21 protein-coding genes and 1 pseudogene are annotated in these 21569 nt (G+C 45.1%); 12 read left to right on the top strand and 10 right to left on the bottom strand.

What is annotated here, in order from left to right; genetic code table 11:
* Positions 1-252 precede the first annotated feature (252 nt).
* The gene (locus tag R7190_RS00315; RefSeq protein ID WP_186585548.1) at positions 253-2799 is read left to right on the top strand and encodes a glycosyl hydrolase family 18 protein; all 2547 of its coding nucleotides are present in this window, start codon (positions 253-255) and stop codon (positions 2797-2799) included.
* Positions 2800-2967: 168 nt separating this feature from the next.
* Here the strand turns inward: R7190_RS00315 and R7190_RS00320 are convergent, their stop codons facing one another.
* Entirely contained in the window at positions 2968-3825 is an 858-nt protein-coding gene (locus tag R7190_RS00320; protein WP_047102493.1) for an alpha/beta hydrolase, read from the bottom strand.
* Positions 3826-3953: 128 nt separating this feature from the next.
* Positions 3954-4544, bottom strand: coding sequence for a TetR/AcrR family transcriptional regulator (locus tag R7190_RS00325; RefSeq protein ID WP_047102492.1), 591 nt, complete (start codon positions 4542-4544; stop codon positions 3954-3956).
* Positions 4545-4794: 250 nt separating this feature from the next.
* Between R7190_RS00325 and R7190_RS00330 the strand changes: the two genes are divergently transcribed.
* Positions 4795-5820, top strand: a complete 1026-nt coding sequence (locus R7190_RS00330) for an acyltransferase (RefSeq protein WP_318137501.1) — start codon at positions 4795-4797, stop codon at positions 5818-5820.
* A gap of 420 nt (positions 5821-6240) precedes the next feature.
* Complete coding sequence (gene nhaD / locus R7190_RS00335) at positions 6241-7671, top strand: sodium:proton antiporter NhaD (protein WP_005374422.1); 1431 nt, start codon at positions 6241-6243, stop codon at positions 7669-7671.
* 37 nt (positions 7672-7708) lie between these two features.
* On the opposite strand, the gene R7190_RS00340 is transcribed toward nhaD, so the two are convergent.
* Positions 7709-8104, bottom strand: coding sequence for a GFA family protein (locus R7190_RS00340; RefSeq protein ID WP_053308033.1), 396 nt, complete (start codon positions 8102-8104; stop codon positions 7709-7711).
* Positions 8105-8305: 201 nt separating this feature from the next.
* On the opposite strand from R7190_RS00340, the gene R7190_RS00345 reads away from it, so the two are divergent.
* Positions 8306-8914, top strand: a complete 609-nt coding sequence (locus R7190_RS00345) for a YitT family protein (protein ID WP_005374427.1) — start codon at positions 8306-8308, stop codon at positions 8912-8914.
* Between the two features lie 72 nt (positions 8915-8986).
* On the opposite strand, the pseudogene R7190_RS00350 reads toward R7190_RS00345, so the two are convergent.
* From R7190_RS00350 to R7190_RS00360, 3 genes and pseudogenes are all read right to left on the bottom strand, one after another.
* Positions 8987-9805: pseudogene (locus tag R7190_RS00350) on the bottom strand (hypothetical protein).
* Positions 9806-9905: 100 nt separating this feature from the next.
* The gene (locus R7190_RS00355; protein ID WP_005374431.1) at positions 9906-10388 is read right to left on the bottom strand and encodes a methylated-DNA--[protein]-cysteine S-methyltransferase; all 483 of its coding nucleotides are present in this window, start codon (positions 10386-10388) and stop codon (positions 9906-9908) included.
* Positions 10385-11752, bottom strand: a complete 1368-nt coding sequence (locus tag R7190_RS00360; protein ID WP_085569478.1) for an AlkA N-terminal domain-containing protein — start codon at positions 11750-11752, stop codon at positions 10385-10387. Before R7190_RS00360 ends, R7190_RS00355 begins: the two co-directional genes overlap by 4 nt.
* 194 nt (positions 11753-11946) lie before the next feature.
* Between R7190_RS00360 and R7190_RS00365 the strand changes: the two genes are divergently transcribed.
* The 3 genes from R7190_RS00365 (at position 11947) to R7190_RS00375 (ending at position 13624) form a co-directional block, all read left to right on the top strand.
* Positions 11947-12150 carry a hypothetical protein gene (locus R7190_RS00365; protein WP_318137502.1) on the top strand — a complete coding sequence of 68 codons (204 nt, stop codon included), beginning with the start codon at positions 11947-11949 and terminating at the stop codon, positions 12148-12150.
* A 325-nt stretch (positions 12151-12475) separates the two neighbouring features.
* Positions 12476-12919, top strand: a complete 444-nt coding sequence (locus tag R7190_RS00370) for a DoxX family protein (RefSeq protein WP_186585550.1) — start codon at positions 12476-12478, stop codon at positions 12917-12919.
* Between the two features lie 9 nt (positions 12920-12928).
* The gene (locus tag R7190_RS00375) at positions 12929-13624 is read left to right on the top strand and encodes a pirin family protein (protein ID WP_017821043.1); all 696 of its coding nucleotides are present in this window, start codon (positions 12929-12931) and stop codon (positions 13622-13624) included.
* An 81-nt stretch (positions 13625-13705) separates the two neighbouring features.
* On the opposite strand, the gene R7190_RS00380 is transcribed toward R7190_RS00375, so the two are convergent.
* Entirely contained in the window at positions 13706-14599 is an 894-nt protein-coding gene (locus R7190_RS00380; protein WP_005374436.1) for a LysR family transcriptional regulator, read from the bottom strand.
* A gap of 149 nt (positions 14600-14748) precedes the next feature.
* Between R7190_RS00380 and R7190_RS00385 the strand changes: the two genes are divergently transcribed.
* A complete protein-coding gene (locus R7190_RS00385) occupies positions 14749-15102 on the top strand; it encodes a DUF413 domain-containing protein (RefSeq protein WP_005374439.1) in 354 nt (117 codons plus the stop codon).
* Between the two features lie 147 nt (positions 15103-15249).
* Here R7190_RS00385 and R7190_RS00390 read toward each other — a convergent pair whose 3' ends face one another.
* The gene (locus R7190_RS00390) at positions 15250-15501 is read right to left on the bottom strand and encodes a DUF3081 domain-containing protein (RefSeq protein WP_005374440.1); all 252 of its coding nucleotides are present in this window, start codon (positions 15499-15501) and stop codon (positions 15250-15252) included.
* Positions 15502-15875: 374 nt separating this feature from the next.
* Here R7190_RS00390 and nagB point away from each other — a divergent pair, with 374 nt between their 5' ends.
* On the top strand, positions 15876-16676 hold the full coding sequence (gene nagB, locus R7190_RS00395; RefSeq protein ID WP_005374441.1) for a glucosamine-6-phosphate deaminase: 801 nt from the start codon (positions 15876-15878) through the stop codon (positions 16674-16676).
* Between the two features lie 90 nt (positions 16677-16766).
* On the opposite strand, the gene R7190_RS00400 is transcribed toward nagB, so the two are convergent.
* Together R7190_RS00400 and gltS are read right to left on the bottom strand one after the other, a co-directional pair.
* Positions 16767-17633, bottom strand: a complete 867-nt coding sequence (locus R7190_RS00400) for a hypothetical protein (protein ID WP_005374442.1) — start codon at positions 17631-17633, stop codon at positions 16767-16769.
* Between the two features lie 154 nt (positions 17634-17787).
* Positions 17788-19014, bottom strand: a complete 1227-nt coding sequence (gene gltS / locus R7190_RS00405) for a sodium/glutamate symporter (RefSeq protein WP_017821044.1) — start codon at positions 19012-19014, stop codon at positions 17788-17790.
* A 413-nt stretch (positions 19015-19427) separates the two neighbouring features.
* Between gltS and R7190_RS00410 the strand changes: the two genes are divergently transcribed.
* From R7190_RS00410 to R7190_RS00420, 3 genes are read left to right on the top strand one after another with little or no spacing between them, the layout of a single operon-like run.
* Positions 19428-19799, top strand: a complete 372-nt coding sequence (locus R7190_RS00410; RefSeq protein WP_005374444.1) for a GntR family transcriptional regulator — start codon at positions 19428-19430, stop codon at positions 19797-19799.
* Positions 19796-20653, top strand: coding sequence for an ABC transporter ATP-binding protein (locus R7190_RS00415; RefSeq protein WP_005383221.1), 858 nt, complete (start codon positions 19796-19798; stop codon positions 20651-20653). Before R7190_RS00410 ends, R7190_RS00415 begins: the two co-directional genes overlap by 4 nt.
* Positions 20653-21483, top strand: a complete 831-nt coding sequence (locus R7190_RS00420; protein ID WP_047102488.1) for a membrane protein — start codon at positions 20653-20655, stop codon at positions 21481-21483. The genes R7190_RS00415 and R7190_RS00420 overlap by 1 nt, the downstream gene beginning before the upstream one ends.
* Positions 21484-21569 lie beyond the last annotated feature (86 nt).

The following is a 21569-nucleotide window of genomic DNA, read 5'->3' on the forward strand; positions in this document are numbered from 1 at the left end:
ATAATTTTAGTTTCTGCTGAGATTTTATAAATTATTGACTCAGTCTGACACTTTCTGTGTAACAGAGTGCGAGTTTTAGTTAAGTTCTCTCAAGTGCCTCGAAAACCGTCTTAATTTTTTTTGACGAAAAAAAACTCTCTGAAATGCTGAGTGTGATGCTTTTGCACGTGGAGTAAATCCAATCATCTTATCTGGTGCAAGAGCAGCCTATGTTCTAGGTAGAACATGAATCCAAGGATTGAGAGAGAAGTTATGATTCGATTTAACCTATGTGCAGCTGGAGTTGCTTTAGCGCTATCAGGTGCTGCAGTTGCGGCTCCAACCGCACCAAGTGTCGATATGTACGGTTCCAACAACCTTCAGTTTTCTAAAATTGAACTCGCGATGGAAACCACGTCAGGCTACTACGACATGGTGAAATACCATGAGCAAGCGAAGATCACTGTTAAATTTAACCAGTGGAGTGGCACACCTGGTGACACTTACAACGTCTATTTTGATGGTGTAAAAGTAGCAAGCGGCCCTATCACTGGTAGCCAAACAACAGCTTCGTTTGAATACGGCCAAGGTGGCTTATACCAAATGGAAATCGAAGCATGTGATGCGACAGGTTGTGCGAAAAGCGCACCAGCTGAAATCACAATTGCAGATACCGATGGTTCTCACCTGAAGCCACTAACGATGAATGTTGATCCAAACAACAAAACCTACAATACCGATCCAAGCGTCGTGATGGGTACGTATTTTGTTGAATGGGGCATCTATGGCCGTGACTACACCGTCGATAATATGCCGGTCGACAACTTGACTCACATCCTTTACGGTTTTATCCCAATTTGTGGCCCAAATGAGTCTGTGAAGTCTGTTGGCGGCAACAGTTTCAACGCGCTACAAACTGCTTGTACAGGTGTGCCTGATTATGAAGTCGTTATCCATGACCCTTGGGCTGCTTATCAGAAGAGCTTCCCACAAGCTGGTCATGAATACAGCACGCCTATCAAGGGTAACTACGCAATGCTAATGGCATTGAAACAACGTAACCCTGATCTAAAAATCATCCCATCGATCGGTGGTTGGACACTGTCTGACCCATTCTTCGATTTCGTGGACAAGAAAAACCGTGACACATTCGTCGCATCAGTTAAGAAGTTCCTGAAAACTTGGAAATTCTACGACGGTGTTGATATCGACTGGGAATTCCCTGGCGGCGGCGGTGCAGCAGCCGATAAGGGCGACCCTGTAAACGATGGCCCAGCATACATCGCACTGATGCGTGAACTGCGCGTAATGCTTGATGAATTAGAAGCTGAGACAGGCCGTACTTACGAGCTAACGTCCGCTATCGGTGTCGGTTACGACAAGATTGAAGACGTAGACTACGCAGATGCAGTTCAGTACATGGATTACATCTTCGCAATGACTTACGACTTCTACGGCGGTTGGAATAACGTTCCTGGTCACCAGACTGCGCTTTACTGTGGTTCATTCATGCGTCCTAGTCAGTGTGACGGTAGTGGCGTTGATGAGAACGGCGAACCGTACAAAGGTCCTGCTTACACAGCAGATAACGGCATCCAACTTCTTCTTGCTCAAGGCGTTCCTGCGAACAAGCTAGTACTAGGTACAGCAATGTACGGTCGTGGCTGGGAAGGCGTAACTCCAGATACGCTAACCGATCCAAACGACCCAATGACAGGTACTGCTACAGGTAAACTGAAGGGCAGCACAGCACAAGGTGTTTGGGAAGATGGCGTAATTGACTACAAAGGCATTAAGTCATTCATGTTAGGTGCAAACAACACTGGCATTAACGGCTTCGAGTACGGCTACGATGCACAAGCAGAAGCACCATGGGTATGGAACCGTACTACGGGCGAGTTGATCACATTTGATGACCACCGTTCAGTGCTAGCAAAAGGTAGCTACGCGAAGTCTCTTGGTCTTGCTGGTCTATTCTCTTGGGAAATTGACGCGGATAACGGTGACATTCTAAACGCGATGCACGAAGGTATGGCTGGTGGTGTGGTTCCTCAACCAAACCGTAAGCCAACCGCAGCCGCTGGCGCAGATCAATCGGTAACAGGTCCTGCAAATGTGGTTCTAGATGGCAGCCTGTCAAAAGACTCTGACGGCACCATCGCAAGCTACGCTTGGGAACAAGTATCTGGCACAGCAGTGGTACTAACAGGTGCAAACTCAGCGAAAGCAAGCTTTGATGCAGCAGAAGTTACTGTTGAAGAGCAATTAACTTTCAAGCTGACGGTGTCTGATAACGAAGGTGCAACGGCATCTGACCTCGTTGTAGTAACAGTGAAACCAGCAGGTGTTGTTGACCCAGTGAACAACGCACCAGTAGCGCAAGTTGTTGCTCCAGCAACAGCAAACGCTGGTGACGTTGTGGTTGTAGATGCATCTGCGTCTAGCGATGCAGACAACGATACCCTGACATTCAACTGGACTCTACCTCAAGGTCTGAATGCAACGGTTGAAGGCTCTAAAGTCACGTTCACTGCTGCGGAATACCCGCAAGACACAAGCTTAAGCTTCACTGTAAGTGTGAGCGACGGTAAAGCGTCTTCATCGGCAAGCGCGACAGTGGTTGTTGCACAGCACACAACCGATCCGAACCCTGGTAATTGTGACAACGCATGGGATGCGAGCGCAGTGTACACAGGTGGTAACCAAGTGACTCACGCAGGTAAAACGTGGGAAGCGAAATGGTGGACTCAGGGTGACGATCCTAGCCAATCTGGCGAATGGGGCGTTTGGAAAGAAGTTGGCGTAGCTAACTGTAACTAATTTCAGCCTTGCAGACTTTCTGCTAAATAAACAAAGGACAGCTTCGGCTGTCCTTTTTGGATTTAACCTCTTAACGAGAAGAGCAACACCAGAGACGAAAAAATCTGAGGTGTTACTTTCAAATCGAATTAGCGCAAAACGAAGCGAGTCAATCAGTAAAAGTAAGGGTTACCAAGCACTATCGAGCAAACGGTCAAAACTACTGAAGACTTGCTCACACTTCATCACTCGACCATGCCCCTGACCTTGTGTTGTCACTAACTCAACGTTTTTAATCTCTTCAGCCGCTTTTGCCGAGACACTGTATTTGGTGAACTTGTCTTGCTCATCATGAATAATAATGGTGTGAGACGGACGCTCAGACAAACGCTTCATCGGATCAATGGACTGTAACGGATAACCAAATTGGTCTTCAACTTCTGAAACCACAGCATTAAAAAGCTTCATCGAGTAACCGGAACGTGCAATGCTACCGAATAAGTTCTCTACGTAATTTAATACCGGAGCAATAAGCAGCAAAGGCTTGTTTTCTAATTTGCTGTGCCTACACTCAAGAGCAGAAGCGGTGCCCATGCTGTGCCCAACTAGGCCAACAATATCCTCGACCGTATCCAACACATCTTCTAATCCTCTGACAAACCCCGGAATGTGCCCATACTTCCCCTCACTCTCACCATGTGCCGGGTGATCGTACGCCAAAGCAGTAAACCCTTTCGACGCAATATGTTCCATCAGTGGATAAAACTGACTTGCCGTGCCAGACCAACCATGAGTTAGCACCCAAATAGGTCCAGAGCCCAAAGTATAGGTTTTGATGATGCCTGCATGCCCTTTAATTTCACCTTTGATAAGCCCTTGAGGTTCAATATTTTTAGGTTGCGTACGAGCAGGTGTCAGAAGAAGCTTGCGCGCGGTCTTCTTTGCATGTGACGGGGCCAGTGTATGGTGTAACCGAGTACTCATGTTCACCAAACTGCGCTTAATACTGAAACGTTGCGATGTATTAAAGTAAATTTTTTCACTCATAATCATGTCCTTAACTATCAGCTTTGCACAAAATAGAACGGTCGTGCTTTTTATACTGATAAGAAAGAGCGAACTCAGCCGCTCTTTGTGATTTTATGTCTACGAATCAGGGAAGCGAATAACCGATATTAGCCTTTCCAGCGAGAAAATAAGTTGTCGATCCCTTGCCAAAACAGACGCAAGCTTTCTTGCTCACCTTTAATTGAGTAAAAAACATGCGCACTCAAATAGAGACCGTACAAATCAAACGTTGCTTGGCGTGTATCTAAGTCTGCTGCAAATTCTTGCTTCTCTTTGCCTTTCGTTATTTGGATCTCCAAATAGCTCAGCCAAGTGTCTATGGATTTACGCAGTCCGGCCTGAAGCGGGCAATCTTTATCTGCCGTATCATTCCAAGCGTCAAGAAACATACAACTTCCTTGGAATGCGTGATTCCAAGTCATCCAAGAGTCGAGCAACCCTCGAATTTTACGCTCGATATTGCCATCCCCGAGTTCTCGAGCAGGCTCAATAACCCGATCAGCGAACACTTTATTGGCGTGATCAAGCACCGATAGCTGTAAATTCAACTTCGAATTAAAGTGGGCAAACAGACCACTTTTCGACATACCGCATTGCTTGGCTAACTCTCCAATCGTAAGACTTTCTAATCCGTCTTCGCTGGCGATCTCAAAAGCCCGCTGCAGAATAAACTCTTTTGTCACTTTTCCTTTTTGCATAATCTTATTTTTAGCACGATCGTTCTTTTTTGCAATCTCGAGTTAACTGGTCTAACCATTATTCAGTGCTATTTTCGACTCACGAATCAGGTATTGATTGCGTTAATAGGTTAATAATTAAGAAGTTTGAAGTAAGTCTTAATTTTCAAAACAGCTTCAATGTAAGCGCAAGTCTGTTGACTTTTTCACGTATTACTTCAGTAACAACCTGCTATTTTCACCTAAGTTTTTTATTTAGGTAAACAATGTAATGGCAAAGAAACAAAAAATAGCCAGCTTAGAGTTTGCACGTATCATTGCGATGCTTGCGATTGTGGGTTTGCATTGTCAGATGGCACTGACGTACTGGCAGTGGAATGGGATACCATGGGTTGGCTATATGCTCAACCAACTGGCTCGTTTTGCTGTTCCGCTGTTCTTTCTCATCTCGGGTTATCTAATCCAGCCGAAGTTGAGTCATTCACCTATCGATACTCTTAAGAACTACGCCAAACCGTTAATGAAGGTTTGGCTCATTTGGAGCATGATCAGTTTACTGATGCCATTCCAATGGCAGACGGTCGCTGAGGCTGGGTATCTCGCCGAAAGGAAAGGTTATTGGGGGTACCTAATGTCAACCCCGATCAATTCACTCATCGAAGGCGGACTCGTTCATCTGTGGTTTATTCCGGCTCTGGTCATTGCCGTAGCGTTAATTGCCTTTCTCGTGCATATCAATATGGCGCAACTGATACTGCCAACCGCAGTATTGCTATACATATACGGTGCCTTTGCTGGCAGTTACGCGACCATTACCGACCTGCCAGCGCCTTTCTTTACTCGTAACGGGCCTTTTTTCAGCACGTTGCTAGTTGCTCTAGGTTATTTCGCACGAGAAGTGCAGTGGCGGTGGTCGCGAAACAATACGGTTCGATGCATTATTCTTGGCATGGCACTGCATTTTGGTGAAGCTTACTGGCTGATGCAACATGACATCGCTTTCAACTCGCACGACTTCCTATTCGGTACCGTTATCTGGGCTGTAGGTGTCTTTATGTGGCTTTTGGCTCACCCTCATTTTGGCGACATGCCTTGGGTCTTCAAACTATCTCCTTGCGTGTTAGGAATATATGTTAGCCATCTGCTTATCATAATTGTCATGATGAATGTCGCTGAATTTATCGGGCTGCAACACCTCGCGAAAGATGTGTTTATTTATCCTGCAACGATTGTTGCAACCATACTGCTTGTGAAAGCAATTGACGCTTCACCGTTGAAAAAATGGCTCCTACGCTAAATGCATTCAGCTCTAGATATAGCTAGCTTTAACTCAAAAGGGTTAGAGCTAGCCAGTTAAAAATGAGATTTCTCTCTCACTGACCAATTTTTGACTTTCTAATCCTTCAGAATTTGCTTTCACTCACAAAAAACATTGTTCATTTCCTTTAAATTGGCTCGACTATTACAACATTGCTCATTAAACGGAGGCTGTATGTGGGCAGGTCAAGGACTCGTTCCTTTTTTAGAGATTAGTCACTGGTTAACTTACGGTTTATATGCCGCTGCGGTTTTATTCGGCGCAGCAAGCATTGCGTCACTCAGAAAATAGTGGCGCACACTATCATTTCCTAACTCCTACTGTTAATTCGAGCTCTCTCACAACTAACTCATTCATTTGTGGCTAATATTTCTCCAACCAGACAAAGGAGAAATGTCTATGCCAATCTATCCAATTGTGGCTTTCTGCTGTTTGTTGTTCTCTAGCGCCACCTTTGCTGCATCAACCAATGAACTGAACCTTGTTAATTCTGGTGTCGGTTACGCGGCTCTGATTATCTTTTCGATCGCTTACATACTGGTTATGTTGGAAGAGTATCTGAAAATGAGAAAATCCAAGCCAGTGCTGCTCGCTGCAGGATTAATTTGGATTCTGATTGGCTACACCTTTGCTCAACACAATCAGCCTGAAATCGCCAAATCCGCACTAGAACACAACTTGTTGGAATATGCCGAGTTGCTGCTGTTTTTGCTCGTGGCGATGACTTACATCAACGCAATGGAAGAACGCAAACTCTTCGATGCCTTACAGGCGTGGATGGTTGGTAAAGGTTTTGGATTCAAAAAGTTGTTCTGGCTGACGGGGTTTCTCGCTTTTGTCATTTCACCGATTGCCGATAACTTAACTACGGCCCTTTTGATGTGCGCTGTAGTGATGAAAGTCTCTGGTGATAATCCTAAGTTCGTCAATCTTGCTTGTATCAACATTGTTATCGCAGCCAACGCTGGCGGTGCATTCAGCCCATTTGGTGATATTACAACCCTGATGGTGTGGCAGGCCGGTCATGTCAGCTTTGCTGAGTTCATTCCGTTGTTTGTACCGTCATTGGTGAACTACTTGGTTCCCGCATTTTTGATGTCACTTTTTGTTCCAAACACAAAACCGAATACGATTCACCAACACGTTGAGCTAAAACGCGGGGCAAGGCGTATTGTCGCGTTGTTCATTTTGACGATTGCCACCGCAGTCTCTTTCCATGCTGTGCTGCACTTCCCACCCGTTATGGGCATGATGATGGGCTTGGCGTACTTACAGTTTTTCGGATATTTTTTGCGCCAAACTCTCAAACACTCACTCGCAAAAAAAGCAGCTATGGCAATTGCCAATGGCGATGATCAGGCATTGAAGCGCTTAGGCTCAGTGGTTCCGTTTGATGTGTTTCATCGTGTGTCTCGAGCCGAATGGGACACCTTGTTGTTCTTCTACGGTGTTGTAATGTGTGTTGGCGGTTTAAGTTTACTTGGCTACCTCGAACTGGTTTCAAACGTCATGTACACGCAATGGAACCCAGTCTGGGCAAACGTAATGGTTGGTGTCCTATCTGCAATCGTCGATAACATTCCGGTTATGTTTGCTGTACTGACCATGGAACCAAGCATGTCGATGGGCAACTGGCTACTGGTCACATTAACCGCAGGTGTCGGTGGCAGTTTGCTTTCCATTGGCTCCGCGGCAGGCGTCGCTTTAATGGGAGCCGCGCGTGGACAATACACCTTCTTTGGCCACCTAAAGTGGGCTCCCGTCATCGCCTTGGGTTATGCCGCCAGTATTGCGGTACACTTGTGGATGAATAGCGGTTTATTTACTTAAAAGCACCGACAATCAGGTGCTTAACTTGCAACACAACCTAGCGGTCGGATGGATGGTTAACGCCATCCATCACTTCAATCGCTCCCAACTCATATGGGTTGACGCCCTCTAAGCAGCCGACATTATAGCCATACTCACTCGGGTCAGAACGACGCTGATGGTGCGTATAAATACCGCACTCGCCACAGAAAAAGTGCTTCGCAGTGTGTGTATTAAATTGATACTGCTTCAAGACGTCTTCGCCTTGCATAATACGAATACCGTTCAAAGGTACAGATGCGACAATCGCGCCACGACGTCGACACATAGAACAGTCACACCGTCTCGGTTTCTCAATACCATTGGGTAACGCCAGTTCCAGCTCAACTTTTCCACAGTGGCAACTCAGTCGATGTAATGTGTTGATTTGGGTGTTGCCAACTTTCTTAATCATAACTTTTCCTTGTTGTTTTTCTATCTGTGTACATTATGTTAAACAGGTTAATATCATCATAATCTCGTCCAAAAACTCGACATCCATCACTTTTCGCGACATTTTATTGGCCGATTTGTTAGTTGCTATTTTGGCGACTGTCTATCGCGTCCGTGAGACGTGTTATCTCCGGCGCGGTTTTTAAACCAAGGAAATTAATTTATGGACAAAGATCATAGCCTAAGAGAGAACCTCTTGGCTCTGACGCTCGGCAGTGCGTTAGTGTCACTTGGGGTGATATTTTTTAGCAAAGTAGGATTGCTCACTGGCGGTACGGCTGGCTTGGCGATCTTCCTAACCAAAGTGAGTGACTTCAGTTTTGGTCAGATATTTTTCGCTCTTAACCTCCCTTTTTATATTTTATCTGTGATGCGCATGGGTTGGCGCTTCACTATCAATACCTTTATTGCGGTTTCGATTGTCTCTTTTGCGGTCGATCATCTGCATCATGTGATTGAGATTTCACGAATCGAACCTTTCTATGCGGCACTTTTGGGTGGTGGGCTGATTGGAATCGGTATGTTGGTAATTTTCCGTCACAAAATGAGTTTGGGTGGCTTTAACATTCTAGCGTTGTACCTTCAGGAACGTTTTGGAGTTCGAGCGGGTAAAGTTCAAATGGCGTTAGATTGTGCCATCGTGGTGATGTCACTGTTCATTGTAGATGTGCACCTTATCGCTCTATCTGTTCTAGGTGCCATCGCAACGAACTTGATTTTGGCGATGAACCATAAACCAGGACGATACCAAGCAAAAGCGCAAGCAGCATAATCATCGCTGCATAGTCAACAACCCTAAAGCCCCCAGCCAGTCGCTCGGGGCTTTTTTCATTCAACGCTAAGATCACGTCAACGAGCTCGTTTTGCAGTGCTGCTGCATCTCTTCATCCAATTTAGCTTTATATTTCTGACTAAGATGGAAGTGTACTTGCATCAACAAGTCATGTGCGTGGAACAGCTCAAACGCGTCGCTACCATTTTGCTGACAAATAACCTCACAGCGCTCAGCATGCACTTTGGCTTCTTGCGGTTTATCTGCTTTAAGCAAGCTCATCGCTAAGCGATACTCTGCGCGCTCTTCTTGCATCCAACCCCCTGCCACTTTCCAATAGTCTAGCGCGAGTGTCGCTGCTTCTAGCATCTTCGATTTTTCCATGCACGTGCGCTCAGCCAGCGCTTCGTACTGACATGCTAAGTTGTTCGCAGTGATCGCGATAGCGCGCGCTAATGGCCCTTCTGCATCGTTCGGCGTCATTCCTAACGCTGCCTTCACCAACCATTGACTCGCCAGTTCAAGCTGAACAAGTGCAGAAAGTTCATTCGAAATCAAAGCGTAAACTCGGCGTTGTTCTTGCTCTTCCAATAATTCCATATTGTCAGTGCCATCTACGAAATAGCGCGCAACGGCAATACTGCGTTGAAATGCCAAACTCTCGGCAACCTTGCGTTCATCAAAGTGCTCTAAACAAGTAAGAAACTTTTCTGGGCACTGGAGATGCCCAATAGCGGTATGCAGCATCAATGCGAATATTCGCTCGATTTGGGTAACGTCTTCCACCTAGCTCAGAGCCGTTTCTAGCTTAGCATAAACTTGTTCGGGATTTTCCTCGTGATGCTGCCAACACTCACTCATGAAGGCATCAAAATCCGTTTTGAAAGGCATGTCCTTATTGTCCTTCTTCTATTCGTATAACGATTATGAAACTCTACACTATCGTTACCCCTGTGTAGCACGCTTAATCCCAATACGAGAATCGCCTCACTTAAAGCGGTGTACCTTGCTCCAGCGCGAGCAAACGTTGCTTGCGCTCCACTCCACCTGCATACCCAGTCAGTTTTCCGCTTTTGCCAATAACGCGATGACAAGGTACCACGATAGAAATCGGATTCTTCCCGTTTGCTAACCCAACAGCACGCACAGCTTTAGGGTTACCTATCGCATTCGCGAGATCTTGATAGCTCCACGTTTCCCCATATGGAATGGTCGTTAGTGCCTGCCAAACTTGATTTTGAAAATCAGTGCCTGTCGCTGCAAGGGGTAAGTCGAATTCGTTGCGCAGACCAGCAAAGTATTCATCCAGTTGGGTGACAGCTTGGCGCAAAACCGGATGCTGCTCGTCTCGCACCCCCAGCTCACTCGGCTTAGTGGTGCATGTTTCAAACCAAATGCCAAGTAAGCCCTCAGCGTTCGATTGGATAGTCACCGTTCCTAGTGGACTCGGCATTTCGGTATAAAATGTTTTCATGATTGATTCCATAAGTGAAACGTCGCGTAGCTTCCCCAAGGGGCCGCAGTGTGCGTATTCAGTGATGGGTAACGCTGCATCGCCTTTTTCACCACTAAGTCTTTATCTAGAAAGCAATCGGGTTGAGATTGCCCTCGCAGTTGAGCATAACTGACGGTCCAAGGTCCAATGCCTTTCAAAGCTAGCCAGTGCTGGGGGTCAGCTTCTGAGTTGTCCTGCATAAACTGGGCGAAGCGCACTAGCGTCTCTTTACGGCTTTGCGGCATGCGCAAAAAGCTCACGTCGGCGTTCGCAATATCACTGGGAGTCGGGAAAAAACGTTTTTCTGACTCTCCACTAAGTGTGGCCACCAATAAGTTAAGTTGACCAATCGCAGCTTTAACCGACACCTGCTGGCCTAAAATCGCTCTAACCCCTGCTTCCCATGCATTCCATACACCAGGAATACGAATACCTTTACTCGACACGAGCCCAGGCGCGACATACTCCAAATGCTGCTCAACAGTACAAATATCAGCGTCAAGATCGAACATACGACGAATGTCAGACACCAAGTTTTGCAGCTTCGTTACGTCTTCAATTTCAAACGCCAGTTCTAAGTATCCTTCACCTTTTGTCGCTTTAAACCAGGCTTTGCTGTTATCCAAAAAAACGTTGCGCTGATAACTCTCATCACTCACTAGCTCAACCCCCTCAACCGCTCGCAAACGATAGAAGTCCAACATGTGCGACCAATTCAACTCACCTCGATAAGGTAAGGCAATTCGATTGCAACCCGCACCATCAAACTCTTTACGGCGTACTTGAGAAGGCGTTAGTTTGAGAAACTTTTGAAAAGCATCGTTAAAGCGGCGCGTACTGTTAAAACCTGATGCAAACCCCACGTCGGTGACCGACATAGAGCTGGAGTGAAGCAACTGTTTGGCGAACATTAGTTGCTGATATTGCGCATACTGCTTGGGTGACATACCTAGATACTGCTCAAACAACATACGTAAGTAACGGTCAGAAATCCCAACACGCTCAGCCAACTCAGACACCGAATGGTGATGCAACTCCCCTCTATCAATTAACGAAATCGCTCGTTGAAAGGTCGTCTCGACACCTTTCCATGCCCAAGATCCAGGCGCGCTGTCAGGTCGACAACGTAAACACGGACGGTACCCTGCTTGAAGGGCTTGCGTCTTATCAGCGAAATACTCAACATTTTCTTCTTTAGGCAAATTTGCCGGGCAAATCGGACGACAAAAGATTCCCGTTGTTTTTACCGCCACATAAAATCGCCCATCAAAACGACTGTCTCGCGCGACTCGCGCCTTGTGACACTGCTCGAAGGTCAGTGAGGTATGGGGGTGAATAAACATAGTGCTTTCCTTGCTCATGCCTTTTGTCATTTATTGTTCATAGGCATCGTTCAATATAGTGTTATTGTAGCTTGCTTAAGCGCCCACAATTAGCCATTTTCGGAACTCAATATTGAGATTTATTGGCATTAGCGTTTTTGTACACTAAAGTTAGATCCAGAACATCACAACAACGTCGGCTAAAGGGAATTGGCATGGACTTACATACTTGCGTAATTGTATTAAGAAACCAAAAGATTATTACCAGTAAATCCGTAGATCATTCTATTGGAATTATCGAACGAGACTCAGATAACGAGATCTCAGAAATTCAGATTAATGCGACGGATGGACGTAATATTCGAACTTATCACTACAACAATGTAGAGGAGTCATTAGAGAGCTTAATGAACCTCTGACGGTTTTCTTTAACGCACCTTTCTCCCTTGTTAAAAGCGAAAGCAATAGAGCACAGTACATGTGCTCTTTTTTTGTTTAACAGCAAAAATGTTTATCGAAAATAATGACAGACCTTGATTTAAAACAGACAATAATCGGCAAATAAACACTCGAATATAAAAATCAAGACATTGATTTAAATAAATAAAAACCAAATATTCAATTTTTTAGAACGAGTTTATCAAAATCCTCCCGTTATTTTTATATTCGCCTCTACCTAAACTGTTCTCAACAGCACGGGAGCACACGCTTCCCACTCATTGAAAAGAGTCAGAGGACAGAATCATGAAAGCACTATTACAGAAAATTACCACATCAAACGCAGGTTACAGCGCACTATCACTTCGCGTTCCAATCGGCATTATCTTTATGGCGCACGGCGCACAAAAACTATTTGGCTGGTTTGGTGGCTACGGGCTAGAAGGCACAGGTCAGTGGATGGCATCTATCGGTTTAGGTCCTGGCGTGCTCATGGCGTTACTTGCGGGCAGCGCAGAGTTCTTTGGCGGCTTGTTCATTTTACTTGGTCTGCTAACTCGACCAGCAGCGGTTGCTTTGGCGCTCACGATGGTGGTAGCGATATTCTCTGTCCACTTTGAAAATGGCCTGTTCATGGCAAACAACGGTTACGAGTTTGGCTTAGCATTACTGGCAGCAAGCGTTTCTCTGGCGTTCTCTGGCGCAGGTAAAGCAGCGTTAGATAACTTCTTAAACAAAAAGCTCTCTTAAGGAGGCCTTATGATTACGGTAAGACATGCGGCAGACCGAGGTCGAGCAAACTTTGGCTGGCTTGATAGCAAACATACGTTTTCTTTTGGTAGCTACTACGATCCTCAACATATGGGCTTTTCTGAGCTGAGAGTCATTAATGACGATGTAGTCAAGCCTGGCGCGGGTTTTGATACACATGGCCACCGTGATATGGAGATCATCAGCTATGTGTTGGAAGGTGTTATCGCACACAAAGACAGTGAAGGTAACGTCAAAACACTACCTGCAGGTGAATTCCAACTCATGTCGGCAGGGAAAGGGATTTACCACAGTGAGTACAATGCATCGAACCAAGATACGCTGCGGTTTCTACAGATTTGGATTCAACCGAACACATTTGGAACCAAACCAGGTTATCAGCAAAAAGATTTTGGTCGCAATCCTGGGTTAACGACTATCGCAACTCCAACTGGAGAAAACGGCACGCTACTTATTAAGCAAGATGCGACTTTGCATCAGTTAATTCTTGAGCCAAGTAGCGAACTAAACTTTGAGATTGAGTCGGGCCGAAATCTATTCATCCATCAAGTGACTGGGAGCCTTAGTGTCGACAATACCACTTTGACGGCTGGCGACGGCGCGAAGGTTGAACACCAGAGTAAGGTTGTTTTGCGCAATACATCAAACGAAAGCACAACAGCCCTGTTGTTTGACTTACCATAACTATCGATTCATCGAGATAAAAACAAAGCCGCCTTGATTTCTCAAGGCGGCTTTTTCGTTTTTCTGACTTTTCATTCAACGCTATTCGTCGGAAGTGCCAGAACCAATTTGCTGAAAACTGTAAGCGGTCAGTGGATCGATCTCTTTGACAATTTCTTCCACTTGCTTAATCGCGTCTACAGACGAGCTAGCTTTACGATAGCTCAAATAGATAGGGCGACACCAATCTTCTACTCCAGACACCTTGTGAAGCTGCCCATTAGCGATAAATGGCTCCACGAGAGAGATTGGTAAGTACGCGGCTCCACCCTTCTCTAAAATAAAGTCCAATGCGATACGCGCTGTTGAAGTGCGTAAATATGGAGCCGGAATCTTAGGGTGACGTTCAGAATGCTCTGAGGAGAAACGCGTCCCCCAGTCAACGTACACATATTTGTTTTCGAAAACGGTGTCTAAAGAATCTTTCTCAGTTGATACCAGAACGAGAACAACATCTGCCACTTTTTTACAGTTAAGCTCATCAGCTTTGATCTGATCGAACGCAAATGCCATATCTAACGTGCGCTCTAGCAAGCTACGACTGAGCATCTCACGTCCCATCACTTCTGCCATGAAGCCATAACCACCAAACGAATCTGTGACGACACTTAAACAATTCTGTAAATAAGCGTCCCAAATGTTTGGCGTGCCACCTAACGTTAGTTGCAGCGCTTTGCCATCTTCAAGCGATAATTCTAGCTTCGCTTGTTGCAATGTAGTGACCATTACCTCGGCATAGCTGATTAAGCGCTCACCTGCAGAGGTCAACTTTATGTTATTTCGATCACGAATAAACAATTGCGTATCGAAGTAACTTTCCAATTGTTTGATACGTGCGCTCACAGCGGCTTGGGTAATATAAAGGTTCTCAGCAGCACGTCCGAAGTGACGAACTCTTGCCAGCTCTAAAAATGTTCGAAAGACTTTTACATCCATAAACCATCTCCTGGTTAATATAAAACCAGATTAACAACTAATTAAAATCATGACGACAAAAAAGTTTTGTTTTTCTTTTGTTAGATTTAAGCCTAATTTTCGCCGTAAGTTCACTACATTCATCAATAACGGTTACAGAGGCTGTTGACATGTCTGACACTGAATTCCGTCATGGCAAAAAACGTTTTTACGATAACGTAAAATTCCCACGCGGCTTTGCAAAGTCTGGCGATTTTACTCTTTCAGAAGAGGAAATCCTAACAATTTATGGGGATACAATGCTTGGCTTAGAGTCAGGCGAATTAACACCTGAAAACAGCGAAGAGAAACACTTCATCAAGGTGTTAGAAAACCCGGGCAAAGCAAAAACAAAACTTGAGCGTACGTGGCTAAAGTACACCCAACTTGCTCGTGGTCGCAAGCGCTTCCATACGCTAAATGGTCGTAACAAGCCTGACGCCACAGAAGAATACATTGAAGAGAGTTTGGTTGAAGACGATTAATAACCAATAACCTAGTTCTCGCCTTTTTCTAGCAGTAGGCGAAAGCTCGTTTGACTTTACTGAGCGAGCAAGACAAGCTCATTTCTTCTCCTAAAGCCCAAGGGGGCATTCTCCCAAGGGCTTTTTTAATATTTGGGTGATGATCGTTTACTTGGCGAGCGTCGCAATCTTTTTCAGAAAGCTCTCTTTCAAATGCTCTTGGTCATATTCCAAGTGATAGGTGTTGTGGAAGCCAATTTTTAGCTCAACACCATTCCCTCTTAAGAAAACGTTGTACCCATCGTAGTCAGAAAACGCTTCTACACCTTCATACATTTTACCAAATTCGGTTGGCGTACCGTTGTTCATCACACATTCGTAAGCCTGTAGTACTTTGCTCGGATCTAACTCATTTTTCATACCGAATTCCTCACTGGTTTACACATTTCAATTATGGTTAAAGAATGAGCGCCATGCCATATCTAACCCATAATATTTGAAGTTCGTGTGCGATTTCGCACTCTGTAGGTTGTTAAAAAACAAGGTTAAGTGCGAAGGCAGAACTTAATTTAGATCATAAATTTTATCTATTGATTCGTCAGTTTCATAATGCAATTTCTTTGTAAAAAATCGTCTTATAAAAGCATTTAGATATAAAAATCGTCGACAAAACCAACATTGGTTAAAGAAAAAGCAAAATTTTGACCTAAAACAATAGCAGTTCGCCATTACTTATTTTATAATGCGAATTAATGTTTCAGTACATCGTCAATTCCAATAACTAGGGGCACAAAATGAGACTTATCCCGTTAACTCGAGCAGCACAAGTAGGTAAGTGGGCAGCTGCGCATATCGCTAAGCGTATCAACGACTTTAAACCTACTGCTGAGCGTCCATTCGTTCTGGGTCTACCAACTGGTGGCACTCCTCTAGCAACCTACAAAGCCCTAATCGAGCTTTACCAAGCCGGCGAAGTCAGCTTCAAAAACGTCGTGACTTTTAACATGGATGAGTACATTGGCATCCCTGCGGATCACCCAGAATCTTACCGTTCGTTCATGTACAACAACTTCTTTAATCACATTGATATTCAAGAAGAAAATATCAACCTACTGAACGGTAACACAGACGATCACGACGCAGAATGTAAGCGTTACGAAGACAAAATTAAGTCTTACGGCAAGATCAACCTGTTCATGGGCGGCGTGGGTAACGACGGTCACATCGCGTTCAACGAGCCAGCGTCATCTCTTTCTTCTCGTACTCGCATCAAGACCCTCACTGAAGACACTCGCATTGCGAACTCTCGCTTCTTTGACGGCGATATCAACCAAGTGCCTAAATACGCGCTGACTATCGGTGTTGGTACGCTTCTAGACTCAGAAGAAGTGATGATCTTGGTCACTGGTCATAACAAAGCTCAGGCACTTGAAGCAGCCGTGGAAGGTTGTGTAAACCACCTATGGACAGTTTCTGCTCTTCAACTTCACCCTAAAGCGGTGATCGTATGCGACGAACCAGCTCAACAAGAACTGAAAGTGAAGACAGTGAAGTACTTCTCTGAGCTAGAAGCAGAAAACATCAAAGGCTTTTAACCCATAGGATGGCAGCCTAGAAACACACTAAAAATACAAAACCCGTGTTGAACACGGGTTTTTTCTTATCTGAACAGCGGGCTTAAGTCGTCAATAAGCTTTAATACCAAACTGACGAAGACGCTTAGGAAGCACTTCATCCAACTTGTCTAGTTCACTCGGTTCGACTTCGATAAGATTGAAATGATGCTGCTCATAAACAGTACGAATGGTCTCACGGTCGGCCTGAGCCATCTCCCCATCGTCACTTCCCCAAAATTGCAAATAGACTTTGCCACCTGGCAAGTAAAAATCGCTAGTGACATCTTGGTCAATCGGCAACTGACGCTCATAAGCGTGCACAACACCAGCCAAGTACAGCCAGTTGTCGATGAGCAACTCCCCCTTAGAGCGCACGTAATGCCCATCTAATGTTCGGTGCTTGGCTTCAAATTTTTGGCGAAAGCTTGAGTACGATTTATCCGTAGAATGTGACTCCGCGTCTTGCCCTAAAAACTCAATGACAGACTGCTTAAGACGCTTGTTACGCAGCACCACATCGTGCCATACGACAAAGGTATTTTGTGTTTCTTTATCGGTTCTTTGCTGCCCACCAGCGCGCACACCAGCTTCTGTGACACTCCATCCCTCTTCGGATTTGGTCAACCAACCCAGTTCACTCAAAAGCTGGTTCATGCGCTTCGCATTCAATTTCAGCTTTTCACCCAGTTGTGTCGCGCTCAATGTTTTCCCTGAGCTGGGAGTCAGCTCAATATGTAAGTTGGTCGGCCAAACGATGAACTGGCCAAATTTAGGGTGATCCACATACTCACCGCCAAACTTTGCCCCTTCTTCGGTCAAAATCCACTTTTCATCTTGGCGAACGATGTAGCCTGCACGTTTGAGATCGGCAAACAGCAGCTTAGCTTCTACCTTGCGCATTTTCGCTAATGCCGACGTCGATATTTTTTCAGACATGTGGGTACCTCATGCTGCTGCAAAATTGAACACTATGTCGTCATAGTAACGCATTGATTTCACGGCTTGAAGTCAGGCAAACAAGATTTCGTGTTACAAATAGCAAAGCCAGCGTATAGGTGCTGGCTTTGTTATTTCGGTAAAAAAGCGAATGTTATTTAATAAAAGCGATGCATCCTTGCAAAATCACTAAATTCACAATGTCGATGAAGAATGCACCGACAATTGGAACCACCATAAATGCTTGTGGTGATGGACCATATCGACTCACGATGGAGCCCATATTCATGACCGCAGTCGGTGTAGCACCTAACCCAAAACCGCAGTGTCCGCTAGCGATCACCGCCGCATCGTAGTTGCCTCCCATCATGCGGAATGTTACGTAGTAAGTGAACATCGCCAACACTGCCGACTGAATAGCAAGAATAATAAGGAATGGGATCGCAAGATCGAAAATATTCCACAATTTCAAACTCATCAAGGCCATGGCAAGAAATAGAGATAGTGCAACCGTGCCAAGAATATCAACGGTTTCTAAATCAGCCTTGCGCGCCTTCGTCACTTCCATGATGTTAGTGATAACAACACCAATAAACAGCGCATAAACAAAATCGGGAATCATTAACCACTTGATGTCAAAACTGCTTACCCAACTCTCGAGATACTTCGCGCCTGTCACGCAAAGTAGAATGATGGACAAGCTTTCAACGACTCTTTTCGCTGTGACACGATCTTCCTCATGTTCGTTGTACGTCACCAGTTCAGGGAAACTCTGATGACTTTGATTGGTGCGTCCGTATTCCGATTCCAAGTTGTGTTTGTTTAGTAGCTTTTGTGCAACAGGGCTGCCAATAATCCCGCCCATCACCAAGCCAAATGTAGCAGAAGCCATTGCCACCTCTAGAACATTATGCAAACCATACATTTCTTGAAAAGTTTGCGACCACGCAGCTCCAGTTCCATGTCCGCCAGAAAGCGTAATGGATCCGGCGATCAACCCCATGAGTGGATCTAACCCCAACGCTGTTGCTAAGGACACGCCGACCGCATTTTGGATAAGAATGTAGACCGATGCCACAACTAGGAAGATGAAAACCTTCGCACCGCCTTTAATCAGTTGGGTGTAATTTGCCGCTAAGCCAACGGTTGCAAAAAACATCAGCATAAAGACGTTTTGCAGTGGTAAATCAAAGGAGACATCCACACCATTTAAGTGCATCGTCGTGATTACGCAAGCGACCACTAGACCACCAACAATTGGCTCTGGAATATTAAATTTTTTTAAGGTTGGTAACTTGGTATTGATGAACTGCCCTAAAAACAACACGCAAATTGCGACGAGGAACGACTCCTGTGGGCCGATAGATATTACCTGATTCATGAGACCTCTTTACTCTACTCTTTCTCATTCATTGAGCACGAGCTCAACGTGAGATAGGTGCCTAAGCCAGTCAGATTGCCTCTCGAAACTTTTGTTTTCTAGGCCTCTTTGACCATCAATTCTCATCAAGTAAGAAATAAGCAGACCTAAAATTATGTTAATTATCATTCAGTGAGAATATTCATTTAAAACAGGCGATAAGTGTATTGATGGGAAGAGAAAAACAACACTTCTCAACTTATGAGAAGCAATTAATTTCCATATAAAACAAAACCTCAAAACAACGACCACATAGGTGGATATTTAGAGCGAATGAGACAGGCGGATACACTAGGTTTTAAATTATTACTTTCTCTCTAATGCACTAGGTGTTATACATATATATAACACCATCTCAACCAAGAGATTCACTCATGACTAATTGGCATGATCGCCAACCGATATTTCGACAGTTGGCAGACCAGATCACACAGCAAATACTGCAAGGTGTCTGGCAAGAAGGCGATGCTCTGCCCTCCGTCCGTAGCATCTCTGCAGATATGAAAATTAACCACCTCACCGTTATGAAAGGCTATCAATTGCTTGTTGATGACGGGCTAGTGGAGAAAAAACGCGGTCAAGGTATGTTTGTCGCTTCAGGAGCAAAGCTCAAATTACTCGCAGACGAGAAGGCACGTTTTCTTCAGCAACAAATTCCGCAGATAGCCGACACAATACAGCGTCTGGATATGTCACTCGACGAATTCATTCAACAACTAAAACCACACTTGAAAGGTGACCAATGAGCGCATTAGTCAGTGTAAACAACGTCTCCAAGCAATATCAGCAACAAGGAGAAGCACTGCATGAAGTGAGTTTCGACCTACATGCAGGACAAGTACTTGGCTTACTCGGCCATAATGGCGCAGGTAAATCAACGCTTATTAATGCCCTACTCGGTGCACATGAATATCAGGGCACTATTCGTATCAACGGATTTGAACCTATTATGCAACGCGACAAGATAATGCAGAGCTTATCCTACATCTCGGATGTCAACGTTCTGCCAGATTGGATGACCGTTGCTCAACTGCTTAACTATACCGAGGGCGTGCATCCAGGGTTCAATCGCGCCCAAGCAGATACGCTACTTCGTCAAACGGACATCAAACCTCGTGCGCGTATCAAATCTTTATCCAAAGGGATGAAGGTGCAATTACACCTCGCGATTGTGATCGCGACCAACACCCAAATCCTCATATTGGATGAACCGACACTCGGGTTAGATCTCGTGTATCGCGAGACGTTTTATCGTCACTTATTGGAATGGTTTCACGACGGCGAGCGCGTGTTGATCATCGCCAGTCATGAAGTATCAGAGATTGAGCACTTGCTGACAGATGTTCTGATTCTTAAGCATGGTCGCCCCGTTCTGCAAACCTCGATGGACAGTATCAGTGAAGACTATTTCATTCTTGAAGCCAACGACGAGCACCGCACACAAATTGAAGCGATGAACCCACTCTCGTCACAAAAAGGCCTCGGTTCAACGAAATGGTTACTCAAAGCCCAGTATGCCCAACAAGCAGAAACAATGGGCTCCATCCATGGGGTGAAGTTAGCGGATTTATTTTTAGCATTGCAGAAGGAGGCAGCGTAATGCGTTCAGTTGTCGCGATGTTGCAAAAAGAGTGGTTAGAAAACCCTCTTGTTTTACGTATTCCACTGTTTGTGTTGGCGTGTGGAGTTATTCTCTTTGTGAGTTTAATGAGTAACGACACTCTACAACACAATATGTTTTTCCAAATGAGCTTTGGTGGCGATGTCAGTGACATTCACAAAGAGCTTGGTGATGATGTCAATACGTTGATAACCGGAGGAGCAGGGCTGCTGTCTATCTTGTTAGCCGTTCAGTACTTCCCAAGAACGCTACGCAAAGAACGGGCGGAAGGCAGCATTATGTTTTGGCGCAGTATGCCTGTCAGTGACATAAAAACCCATTTAGTGAAGCTAGGATTTGGCTTATTGGTGATTCCGCTCGTCTGCTCGGTGCTCGTACTCGCTGCAAATTTAATGTTGTGGTTGCTGAACATCTCTACTGATCACCAATTGGCTTTATTGTACCGCCAAGTCTCGTTAGGTTACGTGCTGCTGCATTGGGGAGAGTTTTTAATCAGAATGTTTTTCGCCGGTATTCTGCTGTTACCGCTGGCATTAACTGCGATGGCTATTTCACAAAAAGTGAACTCACCACTGGTCATTTTGTTTATCGCCATTTATGCGCTGCGTTGGATGCCTATCGCACTTTTTGGTTTCTACGGGCTAGATCAGTTTTTCTCCGAAGTGCTTTACCTTCCGCTGCACGCCATTATTACACCAAACCCATTCAATGCCATTCCTCAAGCGGGTTGGTTAAACGTTGGCATTTACGCCTTCATTGGTATTCTTGGTTGGACAGCTAGCCTCAAGTTCAGCCGAACTATCCAATAATGCTTCGTTCAATAAACGACCAAACCAAGTCATAAAAAAACGGTCACAACCAGTGTTGTGACCGTTTTTATTTCGCCTCTAGGAGC

This window comes from Vibrio sp. 1078-1 (genome assembly GCF_033340475.1).

What these genes read in the sequence shown, in the direction of transcription:
- R7190_RS00315 (WP_186585548.1), top strand. Translation starts at nt 253, where the DNA reads ATGATTCGATTTAACCTATGTGCAGCTGGAGTTGCTTTAGCGCTATCA.
- R7190_RS00320 (WP_047102493.1), bottom strand. Translation starts at nt 3,825, where the DNA reads ATGAGTGAAAAAATTTACTTTAATACATCGCAACGTTTCAGTATTAAG.
- R7190_RS00325 (WP_047102492.1), bottom strand. Translation starts at nt 4,544, where the DNA reads ATGCAAAAAGGAAAAGTGACAAAAGAGTTTATTCTGCAGCGGGCTTTT.
- R7190_RS00330 (WP_318137501.1), top strand. Translation starts at nt 4,795, where the DNA reads ATGGCAAAGAAACAAAAAATAGCCAGCTTAGAGTTTGCACGTATCATT.
- nhaD (WP_005374422.1), top strand. Translation starts at nt 6,241, where the DNA reads ATGCCAATCTATCCAATTGTGGCTTTCTGCTGTTTGTTGTTCTCTAGC.
- R7190_RS00340 (WP_053308033.1), bottom strand. Translation starts at nt 8,104, where the DNA reads ATGATTAAGAAAGTTGGCAACACCCAAATCAACACATTACATCGACTG.
- R7190_RS00345 (WP_005374427.1), top strand. Translation starts at nt 8,306, where the DNA reads ATGGACAAAGATCATAGCCTAAGAGAGAACCTCTTGGCTCTGACGCTC.
- R7190_RS00355 (WP_005374431.1), bottom strand. Translation starts at nt 10,388, where the DNA reads ATGAAAACATTTTATACCGAAATGCCGAGTCCACTAGGAACGGTGACT.
- R7190_RS00360 (WP_085569478.1), bottom strand. Translation starts at nt 11,752, where the DNA reads ATGTTTATTCACCCCCATACCTCACTGACCTTCGAGCAGTGTCACAAG.
- R7190_RS00365 (WP_318137502.1), top strand. Translation starts at nt 11,947, where the DNA reads ATGGACTTACATACTTGCGTAATTGTATTAAGAAACCAAAAGATTATT.
- R7190_RS00370 (WP_186585550.1), top strand. Translation starts at nt 12,476, where the DNA reads ATGAAAGCACTATTACAGAAAATTACCACATCAAACGCAGGTTACAGC.
- R7190_RS00375 (WP_017821043.1), top strand. Translation starts at nt 12,929, where the DNA reads ATGATTACGGTAAGACATGCGGCAGACCGAGGTCGAGCAAACTTTGGC.
- R7190_RS00380 (WP_005374436.1), bottom strand. Translation starts at nt 14,599, where the DNA reads ATGGATGTAAAAGTCTTTCGAACATTTTTAGAGCTGGCAAGAGTTCGT.
- R7190_RS00385 (WP_005374439.1), top strand. Translation starts at nt 14,749, where the DNA reads ATGTCTGACACTGAATTCCGTCATGGCAAAAAACGTTTTTACGATAAC.
- R7190_RS00390 (WP_005374440.1), bottom strand. Translation starts at nt 15,501, where the DNA reads ATGAAAAATGAGTTAGATCCGAGCAAAGTACTACAGGCTTACGAATGT.
- nagB (WP_005374441.1), top strand. Translation starts at nt 15,876, where the DNA reads ATGAGACTTATCCCGTTAACTCGAGCAGCACAAGTAGGTAAGTGGGCA.
- R7190_RS00400 (WP_005374442.1), bottom strand. Translation starts at nt 17,633, where the DNA reads ATGTCTGAAAAAATATCGACGTCGGCATTAGCGAAAATGCGCAAGGTA.
- gltS (WP_017821044.1), bottom strand. Translation starts at nt 19,014, where the DNA reads ATGAATCAGGTAATATCTATCGGCCCACAGGAGTCGTTCCTCGTCGCA.
- R7190_RS00410 (WP_005374444.1), top strand. Translation starts at nt 19,428, where the DNA reads ATGACTAATTGGCATGATCGCCAACCGATATTTCGACAGTTGGCAGAC.
- R7190_RS00415 (WP_005383221.1), top strand. Translation starts at nt 19,796, where the DNA reads ATGAGCGCATTAGTCAGTGTAAACAACGTCTCCAAGCAATATCAGCAA.
- R7190_RS00420 (WP_047102488.1), top strand. Translation starts at nt 20,653, where the DNA reads ATGCGTTCAGTTGTCGCGATGTTGCAAAAAGAGTGGTTAGAAAACCCT.